General features: G+C 62.8%; 21 protein-coding genes. 15 read left to right on the forward strand and 6 right to left on the reverse strand.

The annotated features are described in order from the left end of the window. Position 1 precedes the first annotated feature (1 nt). The 5 genes from EOC83_RS22240 (at position 2) to EOC83_RS22260 (ending at position 5,144) form a co-directional block, all read left to right on the forward strand. A complete protein-coding gene (locus EOC83_RS22240; RefSeq protein WP_013532608.1) occupies positions 2-1,609 on the forward strand; it encodes a carboxyl transferase domain-containing protein in 1,608 nt (535 codons plus the stop codon). A gap of 93 nt (positions 1,610-1,702) precedes the next feature. Further along, positions 1,703-2,173, forward strand: a complete 471-nt coding sequence (locus EOC83_RS22245) for a hypothetical protein (RefSeq protein ID WP_318011939.1) — start codon at positions 1,703-1,705, stop codon at positions 2,171-2,173. A gap of 39 nt (positions 2,174-2,212) precedes the next feature. Further along, entirely contained in the window at positions 2,213-2,584 is a 372-nt protein-coding gene (locus tag EOC83_RS22250; RefSeq protein ID WP_013532610.1) for a hypothetical protein, read from the forward strand. 39 nt (positions 2,585-2,623) lie between these two features. Further along, a complete protein-coding gene (locus EOC83_RS22255) occupies positions 2,624-2,998 on the forward strand; it encodes a hypothetical protein (protein ID WP_024505729.1) in 375 nt (124 codons plus the stop codon). A gap of 163 nt (positions 2,999-3,161) precedes the next feature. Further along, positions 3,162-5,144: an acetyl/propionyl/methylcrotonyl-CoA carboxylase subunit alpha gene (locus EOC83_RS22260; protein WP_013532612.1), complete on the forward strand. Its 1,983-nt coding sequence runs from the start codon at positions 3,162-3,164 to the stop codon at positions 5,142-5,144. A gap of 91 nt (positions 5,145-5,235) precedes the next feature. Here EOC83_RS22260 and EOC83_RS22265 read toward each other — a convergent pair whose 3' ends face one another. Together EOC83_RS22265 and EOC83_RS22270 are read right to left on the reverse strand one after the other, a co-directional pair. Further along, a complete protein-coding gene (locus tag EOC83_RS22265; protein WP_013532613.1) occupies positions 5,236-6,357 on the reverse strand; it encodes an ABC transporter substrate-binding protein in 1,122 nt (373 codons plus the stop codon). Between the two features lie 392 nt (positions 6,358-6,749). Next, positions 6,750-7,016, reverse strand: a complete 267-nt coding sequence (locus EOC83_RS22270) for a sel1 repeat family protein (RefSeq protein WP_013532614.1) — start codon at positions 7,014-7,016, stop codon at positions 6,750-6,752. 446 nt (positions 7,017-7,462) lie between these two features. On the opposite strand from EOC83_RS22270, the gene EOC83_RS22275 reads away from it, so the two are divergent. The 5 genes from EOC83_RS22275 to EOC83_RS22290 all read left to right on the forward strand — a co-directional run bounded on the left by EOC83_RS22275 (position 7,463) and on the right by EOC83_RS22290 (position 11,119). After that, the gene (locus EOC83_RS22275; RefSeq protein ID WP_013532615.1) at positions 7,463-7,804 is read left to right on the forward strand and encodes a DUF2147 domain-containing protein; all 342 of its coding nucleotides are present in this window, start codon (positions 7,463-7,465) and stop codon (positions 7,802-7,804) included. A gap of 224 nt (positions 7,805-8,028) precedes the next feature. After that, a complete protein-coding gene (locus tag EOC83_RS32850) occupies positions 8,029-8,187 on the forward strand; it encodes a hypothetical protein (RefSeq protein ID WP_023812838.1) in 159 nt (52 codons plus the stop codon). A 39-nt stretch (positions 8,188-8,226) separates the two neighbouring features. Beyond that, entirely contained in the window at positions 8,227-8,421 is a 195-nt protein-coding gene (locus tag EOC83_RS22280; protein WP_013532616.1) for a hypothetical protein, read from the forward strand. Between the two features lie 116 nt (positions 8,422-8,537). After that, entirely contained in the window at positions 8,538-10,001 is a 1,464-nt protein-coding gene (locus EOC83_RS22285) for an AMP nucleosidase (protein ID WP_128278158.1), read from the forward strand. 71 nt (positions 10,002-10,072) lie between these two features. Continuing rightward, entirely contained in the window at positions 10,073-11,119 is a 1,047-nt protein-coding gene (locus EOC83_RS22290; RefSeq protein ID WP_013532618.1) for an endonuclease/exonuclease/phosphatase family protein, read from the forward strand. A 4-nt stretch (positions 11,120-11,123) separates the two neighbouring features. Here EOC83_RS22290 and EOC83_RS22295 read toward each other — a convergent pair whose 3' ends face one another. Both EOC83_RS22295 and EOC83_RS22300 read right to left on the reverse strand, forming a co-directional pair. Continuing rightward, complete coding sequence (locus EOC83_RS22295) at positions 11,124-11,723, reverse strand: DUF922 domain-containing protein (RefSeq protein WP_013532619.1); 600 nt, start codon at positions 11,721-11,723, stop codon at positions 11,124-11,126. A 128-nt stretch (positions 11,724-11,851) separates the two neighbouring features. Further along, on the reverse strand, positions 11,852-13,531 hold the full coding sequence (locus tag EOC83_RS22300) for an electron transfer flavoprotein-ubiquinone oxidoreductase (protein ID WP_013532620.1): 1,680 nt from the start codon (positions 13,529-13,531) through the stop codon (positions 11,852-11,854). Positions 13,532-13,752: 221 nt separating this feature from the next. Between EOC83_RS22300 and EOC83_RS22305 the strand changes: the two genes are divergently transcribed. The 3 genes from EOC83_RS22305 (at position 13,753) to EOC83_RS22315 (ending at position 16,345) form a co-directional block, all read left to right on the forward strand. Then, positions 13,753-14,397, forward strand: a complete 645-nt coding sequence (locus tag EOC83_RS22305) for a hypothetical protein (protein ID WP_013532621.1) — start codon at positions 13,753-13,755, stop codon at positions 14,395-14,397. A 199-nt stretch (positions 14,398-14,596) separates the two neighbouring features. Next, on the forward strand, positions 14,597-15,478 hold the full coding sequence (locus EOC83_RS22310) for a uracil-DNA glycosylase (protein WP_024505277.1): 882 nt from the start codon (positions 14,597-14,599) through the stop codon (positions 15,476-15,478). Between the two features lie 54 nt (positions 15,479-15,532). Next, positions 15,533-16,345, forward strand: a complete 813-nt coding sequence (locus EOC83_RS22315; RefSeq protein WP_013532623.1) for a helix-turn-helix transcriptional regulator — start codon at positions 15,533-15,535, stop codon at positions 16,343-16,345. Here EOC83_RS22315 and EOC83_RS22320 read toward each other — a convergent pair whose 3' ends face one another. Next, the gene (locus tag EOC83_RS22320; protein WP_244506971.1) at positions 16,346-17,248 is read right to left on the reverse strand and encodes a DMT family transporter; all 903 of its coding nucleotides are present in this window, start codon (positions 17,246-17,248) and stop codon (positions 16,346-16,348) included. 71 nt (positions 17,249-17,319) lie between these two features. After that, a complete protein-coding gene (locus EOC83_RS22325) occupies positions 17,320-19,626 on the reverse strand; it encodes a xanthine dehydrogenase family protein molybdopterin-binding subunit (RefSeq protein WP_063167699.1) in 2,307 nt (768 codons plus the stop codon). Between the two features lie 156 nt (positions 19,627-19,782). On the opposite strand from EOC83_RS22325, the gene pepN reads away from it, so the two are divergent. Beyond that, positions 19,783-22,428: an aminopeptidase N gene (pepN, locus tag EOC83_RS22330; protein ID WP_063167698.1), complete on the forward strand. Its 2,646-nt coding sequence runs from the start codon at positions 19,783-19,785 to the stop codon at positions 22,426-22,428. 259 nt (positions 22,429-22,687) lie between these two features. Then, positions 22,688-25,009, forward strand: a complete 2,322-nt coding sequence (locus EOC83_RS22335; protein WP_013532627.1) for a PAS domain-containing sensor histidine kinase — start codon at positions 22,688-22,690, stop codon at positions 25,007-25,009. Positions 25,010-25,109: the final 100 nt, after the last annotated feature.

Below are 25,109 nucleotides of genomic sequence, written 5' to 3' on the forward strand. Positions count from 1 at the left end.
TATGGCCACGTTGCAAACCCAGATCTCCCCCTCCTCCGAAACCTTCCGTGCCAACGCCGAGCGCATGCGGGCGCTGGTCGCCGACATTGCGGAAAAGGCCGCCACCGTCGAGCTCGGCGGTTCGGAGGAAGCGCGTGAGCGCCATGTCTCGCGCGGCAAGCTTCTGCCGCGCGAGCGCCTTGCGCAATTGCTGGATGTCGGCTCACCCTTCCTCGAGATCGGCCAGTTCGCGGCATGGTCGATGTATGGCGAGGAGATCTCTTCGGCCGGCATGATCGCCGGCATCGGCCGCGTCGAAGGCACCGAGGTGATGGTCGTCGTCAACGACGCCACCGTGAAGGGCGGCACCTATTATCCGCTGACCGTGAAGAAGCATTTGCGGGCGCAGGAGATCGCACTGCAGAACAATCTTCCCTGCATCTACCTCGTCGACAGCGGCGGCGCCAATCTGCCCAACCAGGAGGAGGTGTTTCCCGACCGCGAGCATTTCGGCCGCATCTTCTACAACCAGGCCAACATGTCGGCATCAGGCATTCCGCAGATCGCCTGCGTCATGGGTTCGTGCACGGCGGGCGGCGCCTATGTGCCGGCAATGTCCGACGAGACGATCATGGTGCGCAATCAGGCAACCATCTTCCTCGGCGGCCCGCCGCTGGTGAAGGCGGCGACGGGCGAGGATGTCAGTGCCGAGGATCTCGGCGGTGCGGATGTGCACACCAGGCTTTCCGGTGTTGCCGACCACTATGCGCTGGACGACGACCATGCCCTCGCCATCTGCCGGCGCATCGTCAAGAACCTGAATCGGAACAAGACTGTAAGCCTGAACTCTAGGAGAGCGATTCCGCCGCTTCATCCGGCGGATGAACTTTATGGCATCGTGCCGACCGACCTGCGCCAGCCCTATGACGCGCGCGAGGTCATCGCGCGCGTCGTCGACGGTTCCGAATTCGACGAGTTCAAGCAGAATTACGGCACCACGCTGATCACCGGCTTTGCCCATCTCCATGGCGTGCCGGTCGGCATCATCGCCAACAACGGCGTGCTGTTTTCCGAAAGCGCGCTGAAGGGCGCGCACTTCATCGAACTGTGCTGCCAGCGCAAAATTCCATTGGTCTTCCTGCAGAACATCACCGGCTTCATGGTCGGTCGAAAATATGAAGCAGGCGGCATCGCCAAGGATGGCGCCAAGCTGGTGATGGCGGTTGCCACCGCCAGGGTGCCGAAGGTGACTGTCATCATCGGCGGTTCGTTCGGCGCCGGCAATTACGGCATGTGCGGCCGCGCCTATTCACCGCGCTTCCTGTGGATGTGGCCGAACGCCCGCATCTCGGTGATGGGCGGCGAACAGGCGGCAACGGTGCTTGCCATGGTCAAACGCGAAGGCATCGAGCGCAAGGGCGGAGAATGGAGCGCCGAGGAAGAGGCGAAATTCAAGAAGCCTATCCTGATGAAATACGAGCATGAGGGCCATCCGCTCTATTCGTCCGCACGCCTCTGGGACGACGGTATCATCGATCCTGCAAAGACGCGCGACGTGCTGGCGCTCAGCCTGTCGGCCGCGCTCAACGCCGAAATCGAGGACACGCGCTTTGGCGTGTTTCGGATGTGAGAATGGACGGTCAACTTCGACAGCCAAACGGCGGAACTATACCGGCAGGCCGTTGCTGCCGTGTGAAAAGGCTGAACTGTATGGACCAAGCGATTGGTCAGTATAGGCGGCTTCGAATCTCAAACAGTGAACTGGCGGGGGGACAAAATATTCGCTACTGTTTATCCAGCATGGGGCAATGGGGACGGGCTGGAAATGAAACTGAAATATTGCCAGGGAACGGCTGCTTCGATACTTTCCGCATTTCTAATATTAACGGCGACCGGCATCAGCTCGGCGGAATCGCTCGCAGGACGCAAGGGAGACGTGCGTTTTCCGCCGACCTTGGGTTCGGGCGAATGCAACGTTGCCTACAAGGGTTACGTCGCGGCGAGCGGCCATTCGGCCTACGCCACAACCTTTTATTCGCGCGTTGTCGACCTCTACATCATCTGCGGGACGAAGCTCAACGCGCCGTCCCAGAAGGCGGCGGAAGAGACGGCGCTGCGCAATTGCCAGGCCGGGTTGACACGGTGGAAGCTCAAGACCGCGAGTGGCGGCTGCGCAATCTCGTCATCGAAATAAGCAACCGGCCGAGACTTTTTTGCGAATGGGGGAAGCAGAATGAAATCCGGGACCTGCAAACGAGCAGCCACCCCCATAGTGGCAGGCTTGCTGATGGTGGCGGCCTCCACCGCTGCCATGGCCGGATCGCTGGCAGGCAGCAAGGGCGACGTGCGCTACCCGGTGACCATTCCTATAGGAACCACCGGGGGCTGCGGGAAGGCCTATGCAGCGTATCTCGCAGCCGCAGGCCATTCGGCTTTCGCGGCGACGCCAATCGTTCCGGCGACCGAGTACTTCGTTTGCGGCGTGAAGCTGAATGCATCGTCACAAAAGGCGGCGGCGGAACTGGCACTGAAATCCTGTCAGGCCAGCAAAAGCAAATACAAGGTTACCGTCGCCGGCGCCTGCAGCATCGCCGCGTCCAAATAGACCGGAAAGCGCCCGGTTTTTCTCCTTGGGGAAGACAAAATGAAATCCACGAATTCCAAGCGAACAGCCATGGCGATATTGGCTGTATTGCTGGTGTTCGCAGCATCCGGAGCGGGCATGGCCGGCTCACTGGCGGGAAGCGAGGGAGACAAGCGTTTCCCGCCGTACCTGCCGCGAAATCCCAAGGATCCCTGCACCAAGGCCTACAAGGCCTATGTCGCGGCCGGTGGCCATTCAGCGTACGCAACCACTCCCTACGCACGGATAATGTCGTCGTACATAGTTTGCGGCGGCCACCTCAACGCACCATCTCAAAAGACGGCCGAAGAGTTGGCGATGAAATCCTGTCAGTCCACCCGCGGCCACTACAAAGTCACGACCGGCGGCAGTTGCGAGATCGCGGCCTCGAAGTAGGTACAGCCGACCGCAAGGTAGAGCACTTCCCTGGTAAGGGAGAGGTTTACTCCGAGGGCTTAAAAGGCTCGCGAGACAGCACCCCCCTCTGTCCTGCCGGTCAGAGGGGGGTGTTCAAGCGCCATGCTTCCCATGGACTTCGAACCTTACATGCGGAGGCTCCATGTTCGCCAAGATCCTGATCGCCAACCGCGGCGAGATCGCTTGCCGTGTCATCCGTACGGCTCGGAAGCTGGGCGTGCGTACCGTCGCCATCTATTCGGATGCCGACGCAAAATCCCTGCATGTCGAGATGGCCGACGAGGCGGTGCATATCGGCGCCTCGCCCGTCGGCGAAAGCTATCTGCGCGGCGACAAGATCATCGCGGCGGCCCTGGCAACGGGTGCGCAAGCCATTCATCCCGGCTACGGCTTCCTGTCGGAAAATCCCGATTTCGTCGACCAGGTGACAGCGGCGGGGCTTATTTTCATCGGCCCATCCGCGGCCTCTATCCGTGCCATGGGGCTGAAGGACGCCGCCAAGCGGCTGATGGAAAAGGCCGGCGTGCCGGTCGTGCCGGGCTATCATGGCGAGGCGCAGGAGATCGTGCTGCTTGCCTCCAAGGCGCGCGAGATCGGCTATCCAGTGCTGATCAAGGCGCGCGCCGGCGGCGGCGGCAAGGGCATGCGCCGGGTCGAGCATCCCGATGAGTTTTCCGAGGCGTTGTCCAGCGCACGGCGCGAGGCGAAAGCCGCGTTCGGCGACGACCGTGTGCTGGTCGAAAAATATGTCGACAAGCCGCGCCATGTCGAAGTGCAGGTCTTCGGCGACAATTTGGGCAATGTCGTGCATCTCTACGAGCGCGATTGCTCGGCGCAGCGCCGCCACCAGAAGGTGATCGAGGAATCGCCGGCGCCCGGCATGACGCCCGCTTTGCGCAAGGCGATGACGGAGGCGGCAGTGAAGGCCGCCAAGGCGATCAATTATTCAGGCGCCGGCACCATCGAGTTCATCGTCGATGCCTCGCAGGGCCTGAAGGCCGACCGCTTCTGGTTCATGGAGATGAACACCCGTCTGCAGGTCGAGCACCCGGTCACCGAAATGGTCACCGGCACCGACCTGGTCGAGTGGCAGTTGCGGGTCGCGTCAGGCGAAAAGCTGCCCAAGACGCAAAGCGAGATCGCGCTCGTCGGCCATGCCTTCGAGGCGCGCATCTATGCCGAGGACGCGGCAAAAGGGTTCCTGCCGGCGACCGGTACGCTGCATCATCTGAAATTTCCGGATGCGGCCCCGCAAGGCGCCACGATTCGCATCGAGACTGGCGTGCGAGCGGGTGACGCCATCTCGCCCTATTACGACCCGATGATTGCCAAGCTGGTCGTCCACGCAACGGACAGGCAGGCGGCTCTGGAGGCGCTTGGCGCGGCGCTATCCCGGACCGAGATCGCCGGCTCGACCGTCAACACCGCCTTTCTTGCCGCTCTCGCCGCCGATCCGGATTTCGCCGCAGGCGATGTTGACACCAGCCTGATCGCCAGGCACCAGACGGCGCTGACCGAGGTCGCGCCGCCGACCGGCGAAACCATCGCTGCCGCGGCCGTTGCGGCCTCCGGCGCCGGAGCATCGCCGTCACCCAACGATCCGTGGTCGTCGCTTGCCGGTTATGCGCATTTCCACAGCGTGGCGCGACGCACACGTTTGAAGTTTGGCGAAGACGAAATCGTGGCGAAAGTTTCGGTGCGGCATGACGGGCGGTTCCAGGTGACGCTGGACAAGCCCTATGACGACACCAATTCGCATGATTTTCGCTCAACACCACGCCTCGCCCGCTGGCCAGGCCACATCACCCTGTTCGAAGGCGCCGTCGGCTACACCTTTACGGTGCCGGACCCGCTCGCACGAGCCGACGAGGCAGCGGCGGGTTCAGGCAGCCTGCGCGCGCCGATGCCGGGACTGGTCAAGCTGGTGCGCGTGGGAAAGGGCGATGCCGTGATCAAGGGTCAACCGCTGCTGATCCTGGAGGCGATGAAGATGGAACACACCATCGCCGCGCCGCATGACGGCGTGATCGCCGAGATCGCCACCGAGGGCGTGCAGGTGACCGACGGGACGGTGCTGGTACGGTTCGTCGAGGAACAAGCCGCTTCGGCCGCTGTAGCCAGCTGACGGTTCGAAAGGCAGACTACAGGGCAAACAAGAAAATGGCCGGGGACGACCCCGGCCATTTCCCTATGCTATTCAGTCGCCGGGCCGGCGATTACTGCGCGATCGGCGCATATTTTCCGTCATGCCACTGGTTGATGTCGTAGCTGGCATTCTTGAGATCGCCCTTCTCGTCGAAGGTGACATTACCGACGACGGTGCTGATCGGCGTGCCGTTCTTCAGCGCCTCGGCAACCTTGGCCGGATCGTCGCTGCCGGCACGCTTGATGCCTTCGGCGAATGCCTGGATGGTGGCGTATGAGAACAGCGTGAAGCCCTCCGGCACGAAACCGCCGGCCTTGATCTTCTCGACGGCTGCCTTGGCTTCCGGCTTTGCCTGCGGATCCGACGGGAAGACGAACATGGTGCCCTCGCCGGCCGGGCCAGCGACCTGCCAGAATTCCGGCGAGGCGATGGAGTCCGGCATGATCAGCTGGAACTTCAGGTTCTGTTCCGCCGACTGACGCAGGATCAGGCCAGCTTCAGGATGGTAGCCGCCGAAATAGACGACGTCGGCTTTCAAGTCCTTGAGCTTGGTAACGAGAGCCGAATAGTCCTTCTCGCCAGCGTTGATGCCGTCATAGTAGACCTCCTTGAGGCCGCCGGCATTCATCGTTGCCCTGACGGCGTCAGCCACGCCCTGTCCGTAGGCGCTCTTGTCGTGCAGGACGACGACATTCTTGCCGGCGAACTTCTTGGCGATCCATGGGCCGATGAAGGCGCCCTGCGCATCGTCACGCGTATAAAGGCGCATGATCGTCGGCCAGCCGGCCTTGGCGGCCGCGTCGGTCAGCACCGGGTTGGAAGAAGCCGGGCTCATCATCAGCGCGCCGGCTTCGGCATAGACGGCCGAGGCCGGAATGCTCGAACCCGAGCAGGCATGGCCGTCGATGAACTTGACGCCATCGGCGACGACGCGGTTGGCAACCGACACCGCCTGCTTGGGATCGCACTGGTCGTCTTCGATATCAAGCTTGATCATCGACCCGTTGACGCCGCCAGCGGCGTTGATCGCATCGGCAGCGGCCTGTGCGCCCTGCTTGAACTGATCGCCGATGGTGGCGAGCTGTCCGGTCATCGGGCCGATCACCGCAAAGGTGATATCGTCGGCGAATGCGACCGGCGTGCTCATCATCAGGCCGAATATGGCCGCGTTCAAAATACTCAATTTTTTCATGATGGTAGAACTCCTCCACTCACGCGCGGCCGCCCCGGCCACGCTTCTTCCAGAGAGGCGGGACAATTTCATCCTTCATTCGGCCTGTCTAGGCGCATTGGCGCCGCTCGATTGGGCCTGCAAGACGTCATCCACGCAAAAACCCACGCCAGCCTTGTTCCGGCTGGTCGTGGCTTTTTTGCCCGTCGAGCAATCTCCAGGCGCCCCGCCCCTAAAAATCCCGCTCAGCTTCCCTGTGTCGCGCACGACTGGGCCTTGCGGCCTGCCGCGTTCTTTCTCTTGCCCTCGTGACCGTCTTGCGCGGCCTTCAATTTCGCCGGGTCCGGCCGTCTGTGCGGCCTTGATCCCGGAGCTTCCCTGTCTTCGATAGGCCTGTCTGCGATTGGCAGATTTCAGTGCATGGTCATCCATTCGCGGGCTTCGCGAAGCGCCGTGGCGATCTCGACCTTCGACATGGCCGCCGACAGTTCCGAGCGCAGTTCCGCGGCGCGGGCCGAGCCCTTGATGGCGGCGATGTTGAACCATTTGTGGGCGGCAACGACATCGGTCTCGCAATCGCGGCCGGTCGCATACATCATGCCCAGTTCGAAAAGGATGTCGGCCTGGGCAGTTGCCCCCATGGCGCCGAAACCTGCTTCAAGCATTTCAAAACGTGCCATTTCAATCCCCTGTTTCCGGCCCCTGTCAGGCTCCCGAGAGCTGCCTTCTTTCGTCCTTGGCGGCTGCTCTTCCGATGCTTTCGAGAATGCCGTGCAGGCTTGAATCCGTCGTTAAATGGCGTGCTTAATTTGAGGAAAACAAAGCTAAAACAAGAGGTAAACGCGGAAATTCGTTAAGGATACAAAGCCAGCAATTCAGCCTGCTTGCGTCAAATTTGACGAAAATTTCCCGATGCCAATTCAAGACTTCGCTAACCACAGGAGACAAAGGCGATGCGCCGATCGTTTCATTTCCTTGGCCAGGAGGCGCATTCGGGGCCCTTCAAAATCCGAAAGTCTTCCGTTGCGGCACCGCTTTTGTTTTGCCGGGAGCTGGATTAGCTTACGTTTGCGTAAGCGGCAGACCGAGGCGGAGCATCCGGCCGGACATCTAAAGGGAGGAAGACATGTTTCGAAGAGTGAGCCTGGCCCTTGCGGCCACATTGATCATGGCCGGTGCGGCCTGGGCCGATCCGATCGAGGGCAATTGGAAGACGCAGGCCGGCGACACCGCAGCCATCGCTGGCGGCGGCTCGTTTTCCATCACGCTCAAGTCCGGCAAATATGCCGGCAAGACCATCGGCTCGCTCAAGGCGACGGGCGACAACAAATATGCCGGCAACATCACCGATCCGGCAAACGACAAGACCTATTCGGGCAAGGCGACATTGTCGGGCACCTCTCTCAAGATGAGCGGCTGCGTGCTCGGCGGGCTGATCTGCAAGAGCCAGACCTGGCACAAGCTCTGATCGAGCGCATCTTTCCGACCTGATGACGGGGCCCCGACGGGCCCCGTTTTCGTTTTGTCGACACATCCTGCGCCGGTGATGCTCGATGGAGGCCGGCGGCTATCCAACCGACGCCGGCGCCGTCGAAACCCCGTCAATCATCTTGAACCGCAGATGAACGCCGCCATCAGAGCCGGTTCAGTTGCATCAGGGCATTCTCCGGCGTGTTGAAGGAGACCGACCCAATGCTTGCTCGCCGCTTCACCATCGTCTGCCTGCTGGTGAGCCTGTTTGGAATGTTCTTCGCCATCCTCGTCGCTGAAGCGGGCCGTCCGGCCCGCGCCTGGGACGAAGCCAGTTCCAGAACCTGCCGCCTCGCCTGCCCCACCCATCTTCGCAACTGAACAAAGAAACCAAGACCTCGAAAAGAAAAGCTGAACGCCATGAACCGCATCGCCGCCAACGTTCTCAAGACCCTTCGGCTTCTGCCGCGGGCGGCGCTTATCCTGACGGTTCTGGCCGCTCCGGTCCTGGCCGTGCCGATGATGCGCGCTGACGCCGGCTCGACGATCGACGCACCGGCCCTGAAGAAGTCCGGCGTCGGCTTTGTGCTTCTGGTCAGCCTGCAGCGCGGTTGAAGAAAAACGGCGCTTTGGCCGCCTTCGGTCGCGACACCCCTCCCAAGTGCCGATCCAAGTCTCTATATTGAGCCATGGAAAAGCGAATCTACCCACAAGCCATCGAATCTGTCGTCATGCCGGAGCCTTTTGGCCGGCAAAGCTTTGATAGCGCTGAAAAGGCCGTCAAGGCACTGCAGGCGCTTTACGATCGCAACACCAGGTTCCTGCGCGACTCCTTCGCAGAATTGGCGGCAGCAGGCGGTGATAATGGCAAGCGCTACCGGGCCTTCTATCCGGAGATCGGCGTCACCACCAACTCATTCACCCAGATCGACTCGCGCCAGGCCTATGGGCATATGCCGACGCCTGGGCATTTTTCCACCACCATCACCCAGCCGGGCCTGTTCGAAAGCTACCTCGTCGAGCAGTTGCGCCTGATCATGCGCAATCATGGGGTTGCGGTCACGGTGTCGGAATCGACCACACCCATCCCGCTGCATTTCGCCTTCCTTGAAGGCACCCATGTCGACGGCGCGACGGCAGAGCGCATCAAGCGGCCGATCCGCGACCTGTTCGACGTGCCCGATCTCGACGGCACCGACGACCAGATCGCCAACGGCACCTTCGAAGTCGCCTTCGGCGAGCCGAGGCCTCTGGCGCCCTTCACGGCGCAGCGCATCGACTATTCGCTGCACCGGCTGTCGCACTATACGGCAACCACGCCGCAGCATTTCCAGAACTTCGTGCTGTTCACCAACTATCAGTTCTACATCGACGAATTCGTCGCCCGCGCCCGCGACCTGATGGCCAATGGCGGCGGCGGATACACGGAGTTCGTCGAGCCGGGAAATGTCATCACCAAGGGCGGGCAGAGCGCGCCCAGCGAAGGCGTTGCACCGCCGCGCCTGCCGCAGATGCCGGCCTATCACCTGAAGAAATCGGGACATGGCGGCATCACCATGGTCAATATCGGCGTCGGGCCTTCCAACGCCAAGACCATCACCGACCATATTGCGGTGCTGAGGCCGCATGCCTGGGTGATGCTCGGTCACTGCGCCGGCCTGCGCAACACCCAGGCGCTTGGCGACTATGTGCTGGCGCATGCCTATGTGCGCGAGGACCACGTGCTGGACGACGATCTTCCGGTCTGGGTGCCGATCCCGCCGCTGGCCGAGATCCAGGTGGCGTTGCAGGAAGCCGTCGCCGAAGTCACCGGCCTTTCCGGCTACGACCTGAAGCGCATCATGCGCACCGGCACCGTTGCCACCATCGACAATCGCAACTGGGAACTGCGCGACCAGCGTGGGCCGGTACAGCGTCTGTCGCAATCTCGCGCCATCGCACTCGACATGGAATCGGCGACCATCGCCGCCAATGGCTTCCGCTTCCGTGTTCCCTACGGCACGCTGCTGTGCGTTTCGGACAAACCGCTGCATGGCGAGTTGAAGCTGCCCGGCATGGCGACCGAATTCTACAAGCGCCAGGTGGCGCAGCACCTGACCATCGGCATCAGGGCTATGGAGAAGCTCGCGGAAATGCCGATGGAGCGGTTGCATTCGCGCAAGCTCAGAAGTTTTTCGGAAACGGCGTTCCAGTAGGCCGGTTCCACGCATCGCATGGGCATTTCGTCATCTTGATTGAGCCGCATTACTGCCGATAAGCAGGCGGCATGGAGAGAGCGGGCTTCGGGACATTGCTGATTTCGGTTGCATTCCTGGCAATGCTGGCCTGTTCGATCGCGCTGGTGGCCGGGTTTTTCGGAACGCTGCATCCCGCCTTCGATTCCTTCTCGCATTTCCGCGTCCATCTTGCCGTGCTGATGGCGCTTTGCGCGTTGCCGCTGCTGGCCACGACATTTCGACTGCAAGCGGCCGTGGCACTGCTTTTTGCCGTGGCGGCCTTCGCCACCACTTCCGGCTCGCTGTCCTTCTCCCGCTTGTGGCCGGTTCAGGCCGCCTATGAAGCCAAGAACGAAGACCGCGCGATCTACAAGCTGCTGCAGATGAACCTGCGCTACGACAATCCAACCCCGAAGAAGGTGCTGTCGCTGATCGGCCGGACCAATCCCGACGTGATCACCCTGGACGAGGTGTCGGCGATGTGGGCGACCGAGCTTGGCTATATCAGCAGCGCATATCCATACCGGATCCTCTGTCCTTACCCTAACAAGATATTCGGCGTCGCGCTGCTCTCGCGGCGGCCCTTTGCCGCCGGCACCGAGGCGCGTTGCGAAAGGCGTGGTGCCATGGCGACAGCGACCGTCGACTTCGGCGGCATCGACGTCGATGTCGCCGCGATCCATCTCAGCTGGCCCTGGCCACGCGAGCAGTACTGGCAGATCGGCGAGTTGACGGAGCCGCTTTCCGCGCTCGGCGAGACGGCCATCATGGCGGGCGACTGCAATGCCGCCCCATGGAGTGCCGCCGTGCGGCGGGTCGCGGCGCTTGGCGGGCTGACCGTCATGCCTTCCGCCGGCCCGACCTGGATCCACATCAGGCTGCCGGATTTCCTGCGGCGCTTCGCCGGCCTGCCGATCGACCAGGTTTTCAGCAAGGGCGGCGTGACTATCCATTCGGCGACACGGCTGGAAGACACCGGCTCGGATCACCTCCCGGTCATGGTGGAGTTCTCGCTCAGGCTGAACCAGCAAAAGCCGCTCGACGAACATGAAACCGCGACCGCGGCCATTGTCCAGGCCGGCAAGACGCCAGGCTGAAGGATCAGGGCCTGACCAAAGCGATGACGAGATGCTGGACATGGCCGCCGTCGCGATGCTCGCGCGCATCGAAAGCGAGCTGCTTGGCCTCATATGCGGCATTGGTGGCCTTGATGCGTCGCTGTGCCTCGCGACGTGTCTTGTAGCAGGACCGGTCGTCGGCAATCCTGAGGCCGGAGATGGATCGTTCCGTGGCCCGCATCATCTCCCTGGCGATGCGGCCATGGGTTTCCTCATGGGCGCGGACGCCGGCGAAGAACCGCGTCCAGCGCTTCCGGAGCGTCGGGGTGGTGGCCGAGGCGACACGCGGAAATGTGTAGAAGAGATTGAGCGTGCCGTTGGCACGCCGCAAGCGGCAGACGCCATTGTCCTGGCTGGTGTCGAGGTCCCAATCCACAGCGTAGCCGGTCAGCGCGATGGCATGCGTCATGAAGCCGTGCTTCGGCCCCTTGCGGTCCATAGCTTGGACTAGCGCCAGCCCCGTGTTCCCGGTGATGTCGTAGGTCCGCGTCTTGACCACCACCCTGGTGCCGGCCGAGGCCGCCGAAGCCAGACCGAACAGCGCACCGATCGCCACTAGGCATGCCAGAACCGTCAGGCGCATGGCCATCTCCTTATCGTCAAGGAATGGAACCATAAGCGCGCGGCAGTTTCAACAGTTCTAATGTTCCACATGCCACGGGAGACCCCGAGCCATCGTCGGGACCTTTGCACGCTGCGGCCGGCGCGGGCCTACATGCCCTGATAGACCGGGCCTTCTCCGCCTTGCGGCGGCACCCAGTTGATGTTCTGGTTCGGGTCCTTGATGTCGCATGTCTTGCAGTGGACGCAGTTCTGCGCGTTGATGACGAAGCGCACATCCTTGGCCGTGGGATCGGCGGCGGCGTTGCCGTCCTTATCGACCCACTCGTAAACGCCGGCCGGACAATAGCGCGTCGAGGGGCCCGCAAAGACATCGTGCTCGGAACGCTTCTGCAGCTCCATGTCGCCGACAAGCAGGTGGACCGGCTCGTTTTCCTCGTGATTGGTGTTGGACAGGAACACCGAGGACAGCCTGTCGAAGGTCAGCACGCCATCGGGCTTCGGATAGGCGATCTTCTTGTGCCGGGCGGCAGGCTCGAGCGTTGCGTAGTCGGCCTTGCCATGCTTCAGCGTGCCGAAGGGCGAGACACCGAACAGCGTGTTCAGCCACATGTCGAGGCCGCCAAGGCCGACACCGACGATGGTGCCGAAGCGCGACCACAGCGGCTTGACGTTGCGCACCTTCTTCAGATCCTTGCCGATGTCGGTCGCGCGCCAGGCTTCCTCGTAGGACGCGAGTTCGTCGTTGGCGCGCCCGGCGCCGATCGCCTCGGCGACATGCTCGGCCGCCAGCATGCCGGACAGCACGGCATTGTGCGAACCCTTGATGCGCGGCACGTTGACGAAGCCCGCGGCACAGCCCATCAGCGCACCGCCGGGGAAGGACAATTTCGGCACCGACTGCCAGCCGCCCTCGGTGATGGCGCGCGCGCCATAGCCCAGCCGCTTGCCGCCTTCGAACGTAGCCGCGATCGCCGGATGGGTCTTGAAGCGCTGGAATTCCTCGAACGGCGACAGCCAGGGATTCTTGTAATTGAGGTGGAGGACGAAGCCGACCGCCACCTGGTTGTCCTCGAGATGGTAGAGGAACGAGCCGCCGCCGGTCTTCAAGTCAAGCGGCCAGCCGAAGGAATGCTGGACCAGCCCCGGCCGGTGGTTCTCCGGCTTGACCTGCCAGAGTTCCTTCAGGCCGATGCCGTATTTGCCCGGTTCGCGGCCATCGGAAAGCTTGTATCTGGCGATCAGTTGCTTGGCGAGCGAGCCGCGAGCGCCCTCCCCGATCAGCACATATTTGCCCATCAGCGCCATGCCGGGTGCGAAACCCGGGCCGTGCGTTCCGTCCTTCTCGACGCCCATGTCGCCGGTAACGACACCGGTGACGGCGCCTTGCTCATTGTAGAGCAGGCCGGCAGCGGCAAAGCCCGGATAGATCTCGACGCCGAGCGCTTCGGCCTTGGTCGCCAGCCAGCGGCAGACATTGCCCAGCGAAACGATGTAGTTGCCGTGATTGTTCATCAGCGGCGGCATGAAAATGTTGGGCAGACGGAACGAGCCGGCAGGACCAAGGACCAGGAAATGATCCGCGGTGACCGGCGTCTTGAAGGGATGGCCGTCCTCGTCGCGCCAGCCCGGCAAGAGCCGGTCGATGCCGATCGGATCGACGACGGCGCCGGAGAGAATATGGGCGCCGACCTCACCGCCCTTCTCCAGGACGACGACCGAAAGCTCGGGATTGACCTGCTTGAGGCGGATGGCGGCGGCGAGGCCCGCCGGACCGGCACCGACGATAACCACGTCGAATTCCATGCTTTCGCGTTCGATGTCGCTCATCAACCCCTCCGCACTGGCTTATCCCATTCGGGTATCTTGCTGGCTCCCGCGCTGCATAGCGCATCAATTGACGACAGGAAACCGGCGCATACGTGACAATGCCGTTTTGGCCAAAAAGTCGCGCATTGCGAGGCTGGAAGACTGCTTTTCGCCTGGCATTGCCTGCGGGGCGCGCGTTTTTTAATTGTTCGACGGCTTGCTTATCGGCCATACTTCACGCCATGCGCTTTCCTGGGCCAGCCGGCTTTTCATCGACGCGCTTTCTTTTCCCGCCCGGCCGGATCCGCCGGGCGCTCCTTTTGGCCCTTCTGATGCTGGCGCCGCATCACGCTGCCGCCGACGAAGTGAAGGTCTGGGCGGCGGGCGCCTACTCCTTCTCCGACGAGCTTGGCGGCTTCCACATCACCGGCGCCTCGGGCATCGGCACGAAGGACGATCCGTTCGTCATCACCGAAGAGCTGACTTCGTCAACGCCGGTGACGCTGACGATCCGCACGACAAAGCCGATCCAGGCCTTCGGCAAGGCCGGCGAATTCGCCAACGGCATGATGTATATGCGCATCGAGGTGCTCAACAATAGCGGCCAGGCCTGGGTCGAATTCCAGTTCGAATTGCAGGAGATCCTGAACCAGCCGAGCGTGTTCGGCGACGGGCTTTCCTTCGACCAGCGCAACAAGACGCCGGACAACATCCGGTCGAGCAATTTCGCCGATTTCGATCGCGATTTCGAACCCTATGACCGGCTGCTGTTCAGGAATGGCAAGGTCGACCCGCTGAAAACCGCCAGCTTCGAATTCCTGATGACCGACTACACGCCCAGATGGACCTTCTACCTGGTGCAGGATCCGCGCATACCAACGGGCTGACACGATAGGAATTTTTTCTTGACTCGGTGAGCTCAGCTATGGTACATTTTTGCCTATGGTGCTGAGTTGCGCCAGTGACCCGCCGCACAGGCGGGTTTTTCGTTTGATGCTCCGTCAGCCAACGCGCCGGCGAGAGGCTCCGAAGGAACCCAAGCTGCCAGCCTTGCAAATTGCCGCCACGCGGACGAATGTGGAATCGATGACTGCCGCTTCCCCAACCAACAGACCTGATATCGCCGACCTGCTGGCGTTTTACGCCAGCGTGGGCGTCGACGAGGCGCTCGAAGAGCAGCCGGTGAACCGGTTCGCCGAGGTTGCGCCAAAGCCGATGGAGCGCGCGCCGATCGCAGCGCCTTCGGGTGGCACCGCCGCACCGCTGCGCTCGACGACCGTGTCCCGCGGCGAAGCCGGGGACAGAGCAAATGCACCACCCGTCGCGCGGTCGCCGTCTGCGACGACTGCGGTTCCCGACGAAGCGCAGGCGGCACTTGCCCGCCAATTGGCGACCACAGCAACGACGCTGGACGAGCTTCGCCAGCATATGGCGGCGTTCGAGGGCTGCAATCTCAAGGCCACCGCCAAGAACCTGGTGTTTGCCGACGGCAACCCGGAAGCCGCCGTCATGCTGGTCGGCGAGGCGCCCGGCCGCGACGAGGACATCGAGGGCCTGCCCTTCGTCGGCCGCTCGGGCCGGCTGCTCGACCGCATGCTGGCCGCGATCGGGCTCGACCGCACTTCAGCCTATATCGCCAATGTCATTCCCTGGCGGCCGCCGGGCAATCGCACGCCGACGCCGCACGAAACCGAGATCTGCCGGCCGTTCATCGAACGGCAGATCGAGCTGGTCAATCCCAAGGTGCTGATCAACCTTGGCGGCCCGTCGGCCAAGACCTTGCTCAACACCTCGGAAGGCATATTGCGGCTGCGCGGCAATTGGCGCGTTCACACGACGGCATCCGGCATCGCCATCCCGGCCATGCCGACGCTGCATCCGGCCTATCTCCTGCGAACCCCGTCGCACAAGAAGCTGGCGTGGCGGGATTTCCTCGAAGTGAAGGCAAAGCTGCGAGCGCTCACCTAGCGATAACCTCGCAGGTAATTGAAATGCCGTCCTCACCAGCCTAACCATTCACTCATGACAACAGCCCAAACCTCCGCCGGCAGCCTTATTCGCGAATGGCGCACGCGCCGGCGCATGTCGCAGCTCGACCTCGCCATGGAGGCCGAAATCTCGCAGCGGCATCTGAGCTTCGTCGAAAGCGGCCGCGCCGCGCCCTCGCGCGACATGGTGCTGCATCTGGCCGAGCAATTGTCGATCCCGCTGAGGCAACGCAACCAGTTGCTGCTCGCCGCCGGCTTTGCCCCCAGTTTCGGCGAACGCTCGCTGACCGACACGACAATGGCGCCGGCGATGGCGGCGGTCGAAATCGTGCTCAAAGGCCACGAGCCGTTCCCGGCACTCGCTGTCGACCGCCACTGGAACCTGGTTTCGGCCAACGCCGCCATCGCTCCCTTCCTTGCCGATGTCAGCGAGGCTTCGCTGCTGACGCCGCCGGTCAACGTGCTTCGCCTCAGCCTGCATCCCGGCGGCATCGCGCCACGCATCGTCAACCTCCAGGAATGGCGCACGCATCTGCTCGAGCGCCTGAAACACCAGAATGACGCGAGCGGCGACGCGGTGCTGATCGAACTCGAGCGTGAGCTGAGGACTTATCCGTCAGGCTTGAGAGGCAGCCGGCCGTCGCCGGTCGAGGCGAACGCCATCGTGCATCCGCTCAGGCTGGCGCATGGCGATCAGGTGCTGTCGTTCATCAGCACCATCACCGTGTTCGGCACGCCGCTCGACGTGACGCTTTCGGAACTGGCGATCGAATCGTTTTTCCCCGCCGATGAACAGACGAGGACGGTGCTGGTTCGGTTGGCGAAGGAACGGGCCGAACGTTCGTAATCACCCTTCAGGCAAAGATGCCTTGCGCGTGCGGGTGCGCTCCAGGCCGAGCTGGCGTTCGCGCCAGATGATGAAGATGCCGGCGGCGACGACGATCAGGCCGCCGACAAGCATATGGAGCGTGGCGACGTCGCCGAAGACGAGATAGCCGACGACGAGGCCTAGGATCATCGAGGTGTATTCGAACGGCGCCACGACCGAGGCTTCGGCATGGCGATAGGCCGCCGTCATCAGGATCTGGCCAAGGCCGCCGCAGAAGCCGGCGGCAACAAGAAGGGCCGCCTGGAGCGGCGTCAGCGCCTGCCAGCCGAATGGCAGCGAGAGCAGCGACATGACGCTCGCCGTCACCGAAAACCACAGCACGATGGTCGCCGTACGCTCGCTTTGCACGAGATTGCGCACCAAGAGCATGGCGACGGCCGAGATCGCCGCCGCGACAAGAGCGGCCATGACGCCAAGCACTTCCTGGTCGTCGAGCGCCTGGTCGGAACTCAGCAGCGTCAGTTCCGGCCAGGAGATGATCAGCACGCCGACCAGGCCGACCGCGACCGCACTCCAGCGATACACGCGGATAGCCTCGCCGAGGAAGATGGAGCTGAACACCACCACCAGCAGCGGCTGCGCGTAGTTCAGCGTGATCGCTTCCGGCAGCGGCAGCCGGGTCAACGCGAAAAAGCCGAGCCCCATGGCGCAGACGCCGACCAGGCCGCGGGCGATGTGGTTGAACGGACGCTTGGTGGTGAAGGCAGTGCCGAGCTCTTTCCTGAAGGCCAGGAAGGCGATGATCGGGAAGATGGCGAAGAAAGAGCGGAAGAAGACAATCTGGCCGGCCGGAACCGTGCCTGCGGCTTTGATGCAGGTCTGCATGCCGACGAAGACCGCCACCGACACGATCTTGAGCATGATGCCGGTAAGCGTGTCGTGCCCGCCGGCATCATCGCTGGCTGTGGCCGAGGGGCTGCCGGGGCCCGCTGTCACGCTCCCGACGCTTCTCGGATCGTCGCCCAGATACGCGCCGGCGTTGCCGGCATGTCGATGTGCTTGACGCCATAAGCGCGCCAGAGCGCGTCGGTCACCGCATTGAGTGCCGCCGGGGTCGAACCGATGGTGCCGGCCTCGCCCGCGCCCTTGATGCCGAGTGCATTGGTCGTCGACGGCACGTTGCGGGTCTCGAAATGGAAGAACGGGAAATTGTCGGCGCGCGGCATGGCGTAATCCATGAAGCTCGCCGTCAAAAGCTGTCCGTCCTCGCCGTAGATAGTGTCCTCGGTCAGTGCCTGGCCGATGCCTTGCACGACGCCGCCATGCACCTGGCCGGCGAGCAGGATCGGGTTCACGGTCACGCCGAAATCGTCGACGATGGTGTAGCGGACAATCTCGGTCGCGCCGGTGTCGGGATCGATCTCGACCTCGCAGATATGAGTGCCGTTGGGATAGGTGCATTCGTCCTGCACGAACTCGCCAAAGCCCTTGAGATCGTCAGGCGTCTTGGCGGCCTTGGCGATGCTGGAAAAATCGAGCGAGCGATCGGTGCCGACGATGCGGGCAACACCATCGGACAACTCGATGTCGCCGGCAGAAGCCTCCAGCTCGTCGGCGGCGATGCGCTTGATCTTGTTGGCCAGATCCTCGCCCGCGCGGGAAGCCGACACACCCCCCAGCGGAATGGAGCGCGAGCCGCCGGTGCCGCCGCCGGCCTTCAATTCATCGGTATCGCCCTGGCGGACATGGATTTTGTCGATGTCGAGATTGAGCTTTTCCGACAGGAACTGCGCATAGGCGGTGGCGTGTCCCTGTCCGTTGGTCTGGGTGCCGATCTTCAGCGTCACCGTGCCGTCGCCATTGAGTTCGACGAAGGCCGGCTCCGAGCCCGGAAAGGCACAGGCCTCGATATAGGTCGCCATGCCGAGACCGCGGATTTTTCCGCCGGCCTTCGACTGCGCCAGCCGCTCCGGAAACGCTTTCCATTCGGATTGCTCAATGGCGCGCTCCATATGGCCTTCGAATTCACCGGTGTCGTAGAGGCGGCCGGTTTGCGTCCGGTAGGGAAATTGCTCCGGCCGGATGAAATTGCGGCGGCGGATCTCCTCGACGGGCAGGCCGAGATCGTGGGCGCAGGCATCGACCAGTTTTTCCAGCAGGAAGGCTGCTTCCGGCCGGCCGGCACCGCGATAGGCATCGACCGGGCAGGTGTTGGTGTAGAGGCCGGTCACCGAGACGTCGAGCGCCTGGATATCGTAGACACCGGTCGACATGGTGACGCCGATATAGGGGATGAACGGACCATATTGCGAGATATAGGCGCCGATGTTGGCGAGCAGGTCCACCTTCATGCCGAGAAAGCGGCCGTCCTTGTCCAGTGCCATCTCGGCCGTGACGAAATTGTCGCGGCCTTGCGCGTCGGTCTGAAAGTGTTCCGTGCGGTCGCCGGCCCACTTCACCGGGCGGCCAAGCCGCTTCGCCGCTTCCAGCACCAGCGGATATTCGCGGTAGACGAAGCTCTTGGGCCCGAAACCACCGCCGACATCAGGTGTGATGACGCGCAACTGGCCCTTCTTGATCTTGAACACGCTGGCCAGGATGTACTGCATGGAGTGCACGCCTTGCGACCCGGTGGTCAGCACGAAGCGCTTCTCCTCGACGTTCCATTCGCCGATCGCGGAGCGCGGCTCCATGTAGTTGCAGACCAGCCGGTTGTTGACGAACTCGATGCGGGTGACGTGTGCGGCCTTGGCGAAAGCCGCTTCGGTCTTTTTCCTGTCGCCCATGTGGTAGCTGAAGGCGCGGTTGGAACCGAGCTCCGGCCAGACCAGCGGCGTGCCTTCGGCAAGTGCATTTGCGGTCCCGGAAGCCGCGTCTTCGCCGTCATAGTCGACATCGATCAATTCAGCGGCATCCTGCGCCAAGGCACGGCTGTCGGCGACGACGAAGGCAACGGCATCGCCGACATAGTTGACGCGGTCGCGGCACAGGATCGGGATGTCGCGCGTCGGCGCCTTGGTGCCGTCCGGCTGTTCCTGCATGACGCCGGATTTCAGATCGCCGAGATGGGCAAGGTCCTTGCCGGTCAGTACCAGATGGACGCCAGGTGCGGCCTTCGCCGCCTCGGTCGAACCGATGGTGAAGCTGGCCTTGGCGACCGGCGAACGCAGGAGATAGCCATGCAGGACGCCAGCCGGCTGGATGTCGTCGGTATAACGGCCCTGGCCCTGGATGAAGGCGGCATCCTCGCGCCGCAGCACGGATGCGCCCATGCCGAATTTCGGTGTGACGACGGTCATGGATGCCTCGTGATGATGACAGGAGAACGAACGCCTGAAATAGGCATTGCCTCAGTTTTGTCGAGGGGCCGTTTCGTGTAAAGAGCGCGGACTTCAAATTTCTTGGACCAGCGGACACAATCCGCCGCCAACGCAATCGACAGGAAAACCCACGGAATGCGCACGGACACCGGCCAGGTCTTCAAGCTCGAAGACTATCGCCCCAACGACTACCTCATTCCGCAAACCGACCTCACCTTCCGCCTTTCGCCAGACGCAACGCGTGTCACCGCCGTGCTCACGATAGAGCGCCGTGACGGCGTCTCCGCATCGGCTCCGTTGGTGCTCGACGGCGACGGGCTTACGCTCAAGCACATCGAGATCGACGGCAAGAAGGTAAAACCGGCGGATCTGCTGGCGACGCCCGACCAGTTGACCATCCTCAAGCCACCGGTGGCGCGGCGCTTCCAGTTGCTCATCGAGACCGAGGTGGCGCCGGCGGGCAACGAAGCCCTGATGGGCCTCTACCGCTCGAGCCACGTCTACTGCACGCAATGCGAAGCCGAGGGCTTTCGCCGCATCACCTATTTCCTCGACCGTCCCGATATCCTGTCCGTCTACACGGTGCGCATGGAGGCAATGCGCGACGAGGCGCCGCTGCTCCTGTCCAACGGCAACCCGCTCGAAAAGGGCGACCTCGGCGACGGCTGGCATTATGCAGTGTGGCACGACCCTTTCCCCAAGCCGTCCTATCTGTTCGCATTGGTGGCCGGCAATCTCGGCCGGCTCGCGGACAGTTTCGTCACCCTGTCCGGCCGCACGGTCGAGCTCGGCATCTATGTCGAGCCCGGCAAGGAGACGCTGGCCGGCTATGCGATGGACGCCCTGAAGCGGTCGATGAAATGGGACGAGGAGGCGTTCGGCCGCGAATACGATCTCGACGTCTTCAACATCGTCGCCGTGTCGGACTTCAACATGGGCGCGATGGAGAACAAGGGCCTCAACATCTTCAACGACAAATATGTGCTGGCCGACCGGGAGACCGCGACGGACGCCGATTTCGCCAATATCGAGGCGATCATAGCGCATGAGTATTTCCACAATTGGACAGGCAACAGAATCACTTGCCGCGACTGGTTCCAGCTCTGCCTGAAGGAAGGCCTGACGGTTTTCCGCGACCACGAATTCTCCGCCGACCAGCGCTCGCGCGCGGTCAAGCGTATTGCCGAGGTGCGGACCTTGCGCGCCCACCAGTTTCCAGAGGACCAGGGCCCACTGGCGCATCCGGTGCGGCCGCGCCGCTACCGCGAGATCAACAATTTCTACACCGCGACGGTCTACGAGAAGGGCTCCGAAGTGGTGCGCATGATCCGCACAATTCTCGGTGCCGACGTGTTTCGCGCCGGCATGGACCTCTATTTCGAGCGGCACGACGGTGACGCGGCGACGATCGAGGATTTCATCAAGGTGTTCGAGGATGCGTCCGGCCGCGACCTGTCGCAGTTCGCGCTCTGGTATCATCAGGCGGGAACGCCGAACCTGACGATCAGTTCGACGCACAATCCGGCCGCGCAGGAGTTCACGCTCGAAATCGAGCAGTCGGTGCCGCCGACACCCTCCGAAAGCCGCAAGCGGCTGATGCACATCCCGCTCGCTTTCGGGCTGATCGGCGCCGGCGGCAAGCCTGTGCCGTATAGTAGCGTCGAGGGCGCCAGCGTCGAGGACGGCGTCATCCATATCCGCAAGCGTCGCCACATGGTGCGGTTTTCAGGCGTCACCGAGCGCCCGGCCGTGTCGCTCAACCGCGGCTTTTCGGCGCCGGTGACATTGTCCGTCGAGCAGAAAGCCGACGACCAGTTCTTCCTCGCCCGCCACGACGGCGACGCCTTCTCGCGCTGGCAGGCTTTCAACACATTGTTGACCGATGCGCTGATATCAGCGTTCCGCGAGATCCTCGGCGGCAAGCAGCCGGCCTTTGCGCCGCGGCTGATCGAACTCGCCGGCAGCATTGCCGGCGACGAGACGCTGGAGCCGGCCTATCGGGCATTGGCGCTGGCCCTGCCCGGCGAAGCCGACATTGCCCGCGACATCGGCAGGAACATCGACCCCGATGCCATCTATGCGGCTCGCGAGGCACTGGCGCTGGCGATCGGCACTGCGAACCGGGACGTTTTTTCGGGCCTCTACCTCAGCCTTGCCGACAGAGAAGCGTTCAGCCCCGACGCGGCAAGCGCCGGGCGACGCGCCTTGCGCAACACCCTGCTGGATTATCTGTCGCTGCAGCCGGGCGGAGCGGAACTCGCTGCCGGGCATTTCCAGTCCGCGACCAACATGACCGACCGCGCGGCAGCACTTGCCGTGCTCGCGCATCGTCACCACGGTTCGCCCGAGGCGGTCGAGGCGCTGGCGGCTTTCGAGACGACCTACGGGTCCGACCCGCTGATCATGGACAAATGGTTCCAGATCCAGGCCAGCGTACCGGGGCCGCAAACCGTCGACACCGTGAAGGCCTTGACCAACCACCCGGCCTTCTCGATGGGCAATCCGAACCGGGTGCGCTCGCTGATCGGCACCTTCTCCAGCGCCAATCAGACCGGCTTCCACCGGGCCGACGGCGAAGGCTACTGGTTCTTTGCTCAAACCGTCCTCGAGGTTGAAAAGCGCAACCCGCAAGTGGCGGCAAGGCTGGCGACGGCGCTCAGATCCTGGCGTTCGCTCGAACCCTTGCGGCAGGCGAAGGCCAGGGAAGCGCTGCTCTCGATCGCCGGCGCCGAAAACCTGTCGGCGGATCTGCGGGATATTGTCGAGCGCACGCTGGCTTAGCCGCTCTCTTCCTTCTCCCCTTGTGGCAGAAGGGAGATCCGTGCACGCCGCCAAGCTGGTGAATTTCAACCAGGACCTGCCAGCAGCGGCTTCCGTTAGGCGCTGCGCCAGCGAAAGCCCATTATTTTAGTCGATTTTTAATCTTTTTTCGCCGGACCACTGGACAAGGCGAATCACCTTTGATTCTTTACTGACGATTCGGAAGTGCGGCGTTTGCCGGATCACCAAGCAGCATAGGCAAATTCGGGGAGTGCCATTTATGGCGAAGGCGGACGCGTGGGGCGCGCCCGGAGGGACGGTTTTTGCGCATCGTGAGACGCGCGGCGACGGTCTTGCCGGGAATACGCGACTCATCGCCGAACCGGCCTACCGGCGGCTTCTGGCCGCCGAGCCGCTGCTGCGCCGATCAATACCCGTCCTCATCATCACCTTCCTGATCGTCATCGCGGCGCTGCGCGTGCTGTCGCTGATGAACGAGCGCGACGATGTCGAGCGCAATGCCAAGGCGATCCTGACGCTGGCGGCGGGCCAGCTGGCCAGTTCGCTCGCCACCACCTCGGAAACGGTGCCCGGCGCCATACAGGATCTGCTGGAGACCACCAGCCGTCAGGGCGCGATGGGCCGCAGCCATGTGCTTGTCATCACCGACAGCGCTTTCAAGATCGTCGCGGTGACGCCACGCTCGATGCCATGGCAGGGCCATTCTCTGGACGGCCTCGTCGAGGGCGGCCAGCCCTTGTTCATGTTCGGCGATCGTGCGGGCGTCATGGACGTCAACATCGACGGACGGGATTGGTACGCCGCGGTCAGCCTGGCGAATGGCGGAAAGGGTGCATCGGCGGCCCTGGTGCCACAGGACGCGGTTTTCGATGCCTGGCGCAAGACCGTTTCGCTGAACGTCACCCTGTTCGTGCTGACGGCCGGTGTGCTGATCGTCATCCTCTATGCCTATTTCGGCCAGGCGGCACGTGCGCAGGCGGCCGACCGCATCTACCTCGAAGCGCATCAGCGCATCGACATGGCGCTGGTTCGCGGCCGCTGCGGCCTGTGGGACTGGGACATGGTGCGCGGCAAGATGTACTGGTCGCGCTCGATGTACGACATGCTCGGCTACAAGCCTTGCGAAACGATGCTGTCCTTCGGCGAGGTCGATCAGATCATCCATCCCGAGGACGGCGACCTGTTCGAGCTCGCCAACAGAATCGTCGCTCGCGAGATCGATCACATCGATCAGGTGTTCCGCATGCGCCATGCCGATGGCCAATGGGTCTGGATGCGCGCGCGGGCACAGGTCATCGATCCGGAAGCGCCGGAGATCCAGCTGATCGGCATCGCCGTCGACGTCACCGAACAGCGTCATCTGGCGCTGCGTTCCGAGGCTGCCGACCTTCGCCTCAGAACGGCGATCGAGAACATCAACGAATCCTTCGTGCTGTGGGATTCGACGCAGCACCTGATCATGTGCAATTCCAAATACCAGCAGGACAACGGGCTTTCGGACCGCGACGTGATGCCGGGCACCGCGCGCGCGGCTCTGGAAGAACGCATGCTGGCCTTTGCTTCCGAAAGGCGGCTTGCCCACACCAGCGGCCTGCAGGGCGGCGCCACTTTCGAGCGGCAGTTGGCCGATGGCCGCTGGCTGCAGGTCAACGAACTGAAGACCCGGGACGGCGGCATCGTCTCGGTCGGTTCCGACATCACCCAGATCAAGCTGCACCAGGAGAAGCTGGTCGACAGTGAGCGACGGCTGATGGCAACGATCCATGATCTCAGCCTCGCGCGGCGGGCCGAAGAGGAGCGTTCGCGCGAACTGGTCGACCTCAACCGCAAATACATGAAGGAAACCGAACGGGCCGAAGCGGCGAACCGGGCCAAATCCGAATTCCTGGCCAACATGTCGCATGAGTTGCGCACGCCGCTGAACGCCATCATCGGCTTCTCCGAACTGATGGAACAAGGGCTGTTCGGCCCGCTCGGATCGGAGCGCTACGAGGAATATGCCACCGACATCAACAGCAGCGGCAAGTACCTGCTGGGCGTCATCAACGATATTCTCGACATGTCCAAGATCGAGGCCGGCCAGTTCTCTCTGGACCGGGAAGAGATCGACCTCGGCCCGCTGATCAGCGAAACCGTACGCGTCGTTTCGCTGCAGGCGGCGCAAAAGGCCATCTCCGTGGAAACGCGCATTGCCGATGCGCTGACGCTGGTCGCCGATCGCCGTGCGATCAAGCAGATCGTCATCAACCTTTTGTCCAATGCGGTGAAGTTCACCGGCCACGGCGGCCACATATCGGTCAGGGCCCGCAACACATCCGGCGCGCTGGTGCTGACGATCGAGGACAATGGCTGCGGCATCCCCAAGGAGGCGCTCGGAAAGCTCGGACGGCCGTTCGAACAGGTGCAGAACCAGTTCTCCAAGAGCCATGCCGGGTCCGGCCTTGGCCTTGCCATCTCACGTTCGCTGGCCGAGCTTCAGGGCGGCGCGCTGAAGATCCGGTCGAGCGAAGGTGTCGGCACTATCGTGTCGGTGCGCATTCCGGTGAAGAAGAGCGTGCTGGCCGTCAAGGTTGCAGCGTGAAGTTTTTATCACCATCCCAGGCCTGATCCACCTCGTGGACGCGAGGTGAAACGCTTTGACAAAGTTATCTATTTTATCTATTTTGGATAAAAAAGAAAGG

Source organism: Mesorhizobium sp. Primo-A, assembly GCF_003997175.1.
In the GTDB taxonomy this organism is placed as follows: Bacteria; Pseudomonadota; Alphaproteobacteria; order Rhizobiales; family Rhizobiaceae; genus Mesorhizobium; species Mesorhizobium ciceri.

Bases quoted from the DNA above. Each gene is read 5' to 3' on its own strand.
- EOC83_RS22240 (WP_013532608.1), top strand. From the start codon at position 2: ATGGCCACGTTGCAAACCCAGATCTCCCCCTCCTCCGAAACCTTCCGT.
- EOC83_RS22250 (WP_013532610.1), top strand. From the start codon at position 2,213: ATGAAATCCGGGACCTGCAAACGAGCAGCCACCCCCATAGTGGCAGGC.
- EOC83_RS22255 (WP_024505729.1), top strand. From the start codon at position 2,624: ATGAAATCCACGAATTCCAAGCGAACAGCCATGGCGATATTGGCTGTA.
- EOC83_RS22260 (WP_013532612.1), top strand. From the start codon at position 3,162: ATGTTCGCCAAGATCCTGATCGCCAACCGCGGCGAGATCGCTTGCCGT.
- EOC83_RS22265 (WP_013532613.1), bottom strand. From the start codon at position 6,357: ATGAAAAAATTGAGTATTTTGAACGCGGCCATATTCGGCCTGATGATG.
- EOC83_RS22270 (WP_013532614.1), bottom strand. From the start codon at position 7,016: ATGGCACGTTTTGAAATGCTTGAAGCAGGTTTCGGCGCCATGGGGGCA.
- EOC83_RS22275 (WP_013532615.1), top strand. From the start codon at position 7,463: ATGTTTCGAAGAGTGAGCCTGGCCCTTGCGGCCACATTGATCATGGCC.
- EOC83_RS32850 (WP_023812838.1), top strand. From the start codon at position 8,029: ATGCTTGCTCGCCGCTTCACCATCGTCTGCCTGCTGGTGAGCCTGTTT.
- EOC83_RS22280 (WP_013532616.1), top strand. From the start codon at position 8,227: ATGAACCGCATCGCCGCCAACGTTCTCAAGACCCTTCGGCTTCTGCCG.
- EOC83_RS22285 (WP_128278158.1), top strand. From the start codon at position 8,538: ATGCCGGAGCCTTTTGGCCGGCAAAGCTTTGATAGCGCTGAAAAGGCC.
- EOC83_RS22290 (WP_013532618.1), top strand. From the start codon at position 10,073: ATGGAGAGAGCGGGCTTCGGGACATTGCTGATTTCGGTTGCATTCCTG.
- EOC83_RS22295 (WP_013532619.1), bottom strand. From the start codon at position 11,723: ATGCGCCTGACGGTTCTGGCATGCCTAGTGGCGATCGGTGCGCTGTTC.
- EOC83_RS22300 (WP_013532620.1), bottom strand. From the start codon at position 13,531: ATGAGCGACATCGAACGCGAAAGCATGGAATTCGACGTGGTTATCGTC.
- EOC83_RS22305 (WP_013532621.1), top strand. From the start codon at position 13,753: ATGCGCTTTCCTGGGCCAGCCGGCTTTTCATCGACGCGCTTTCTTTTC.
- EOC83_RS22310 (WP_024505277.1), top strand. From the start codon at position 14,597: ATGACTGCCGCTTCCCCAACCAACAGACCTGATATCGCCGACCTGCTG.
- EOC83_RS22315 (WP_013532623.1), top strand. From the start codon at position 15,533: ATGACAACAGCCCAAACCTCCGCCGGCAGCCTTATTCGCGAATGGCGC.
- EOC83_RS22320 (WP_244506971.1), bottom strand. From the start codon at position 17,248: ATGCTCAAGATCGTGTCGGTGGCGGTCTTCGTCGGCATGCAGACCTGC.
- EOC83_RS22325 (WP_063167699.1), bottom strand. From the start codon at position 19,626: ATGACCGTCGTCACACCGAAATTCGGCATGGGCGCATCCGTGCTGCGG.
- pepN (WP_063167698.1), top strand. From the start codon at position 19,783: ATGCGCACGGACACCGGCCAGGTCTTCAAGCTCGAAGACTATCGCCCC.
- EOC83_RS22335 (WP_013532627.1), top strand. From the start codon at position 22,688: ATGGCGAAGGCGGACGCGTGGGGCGCGCCCGGAGGGACGGTTTTTGCG.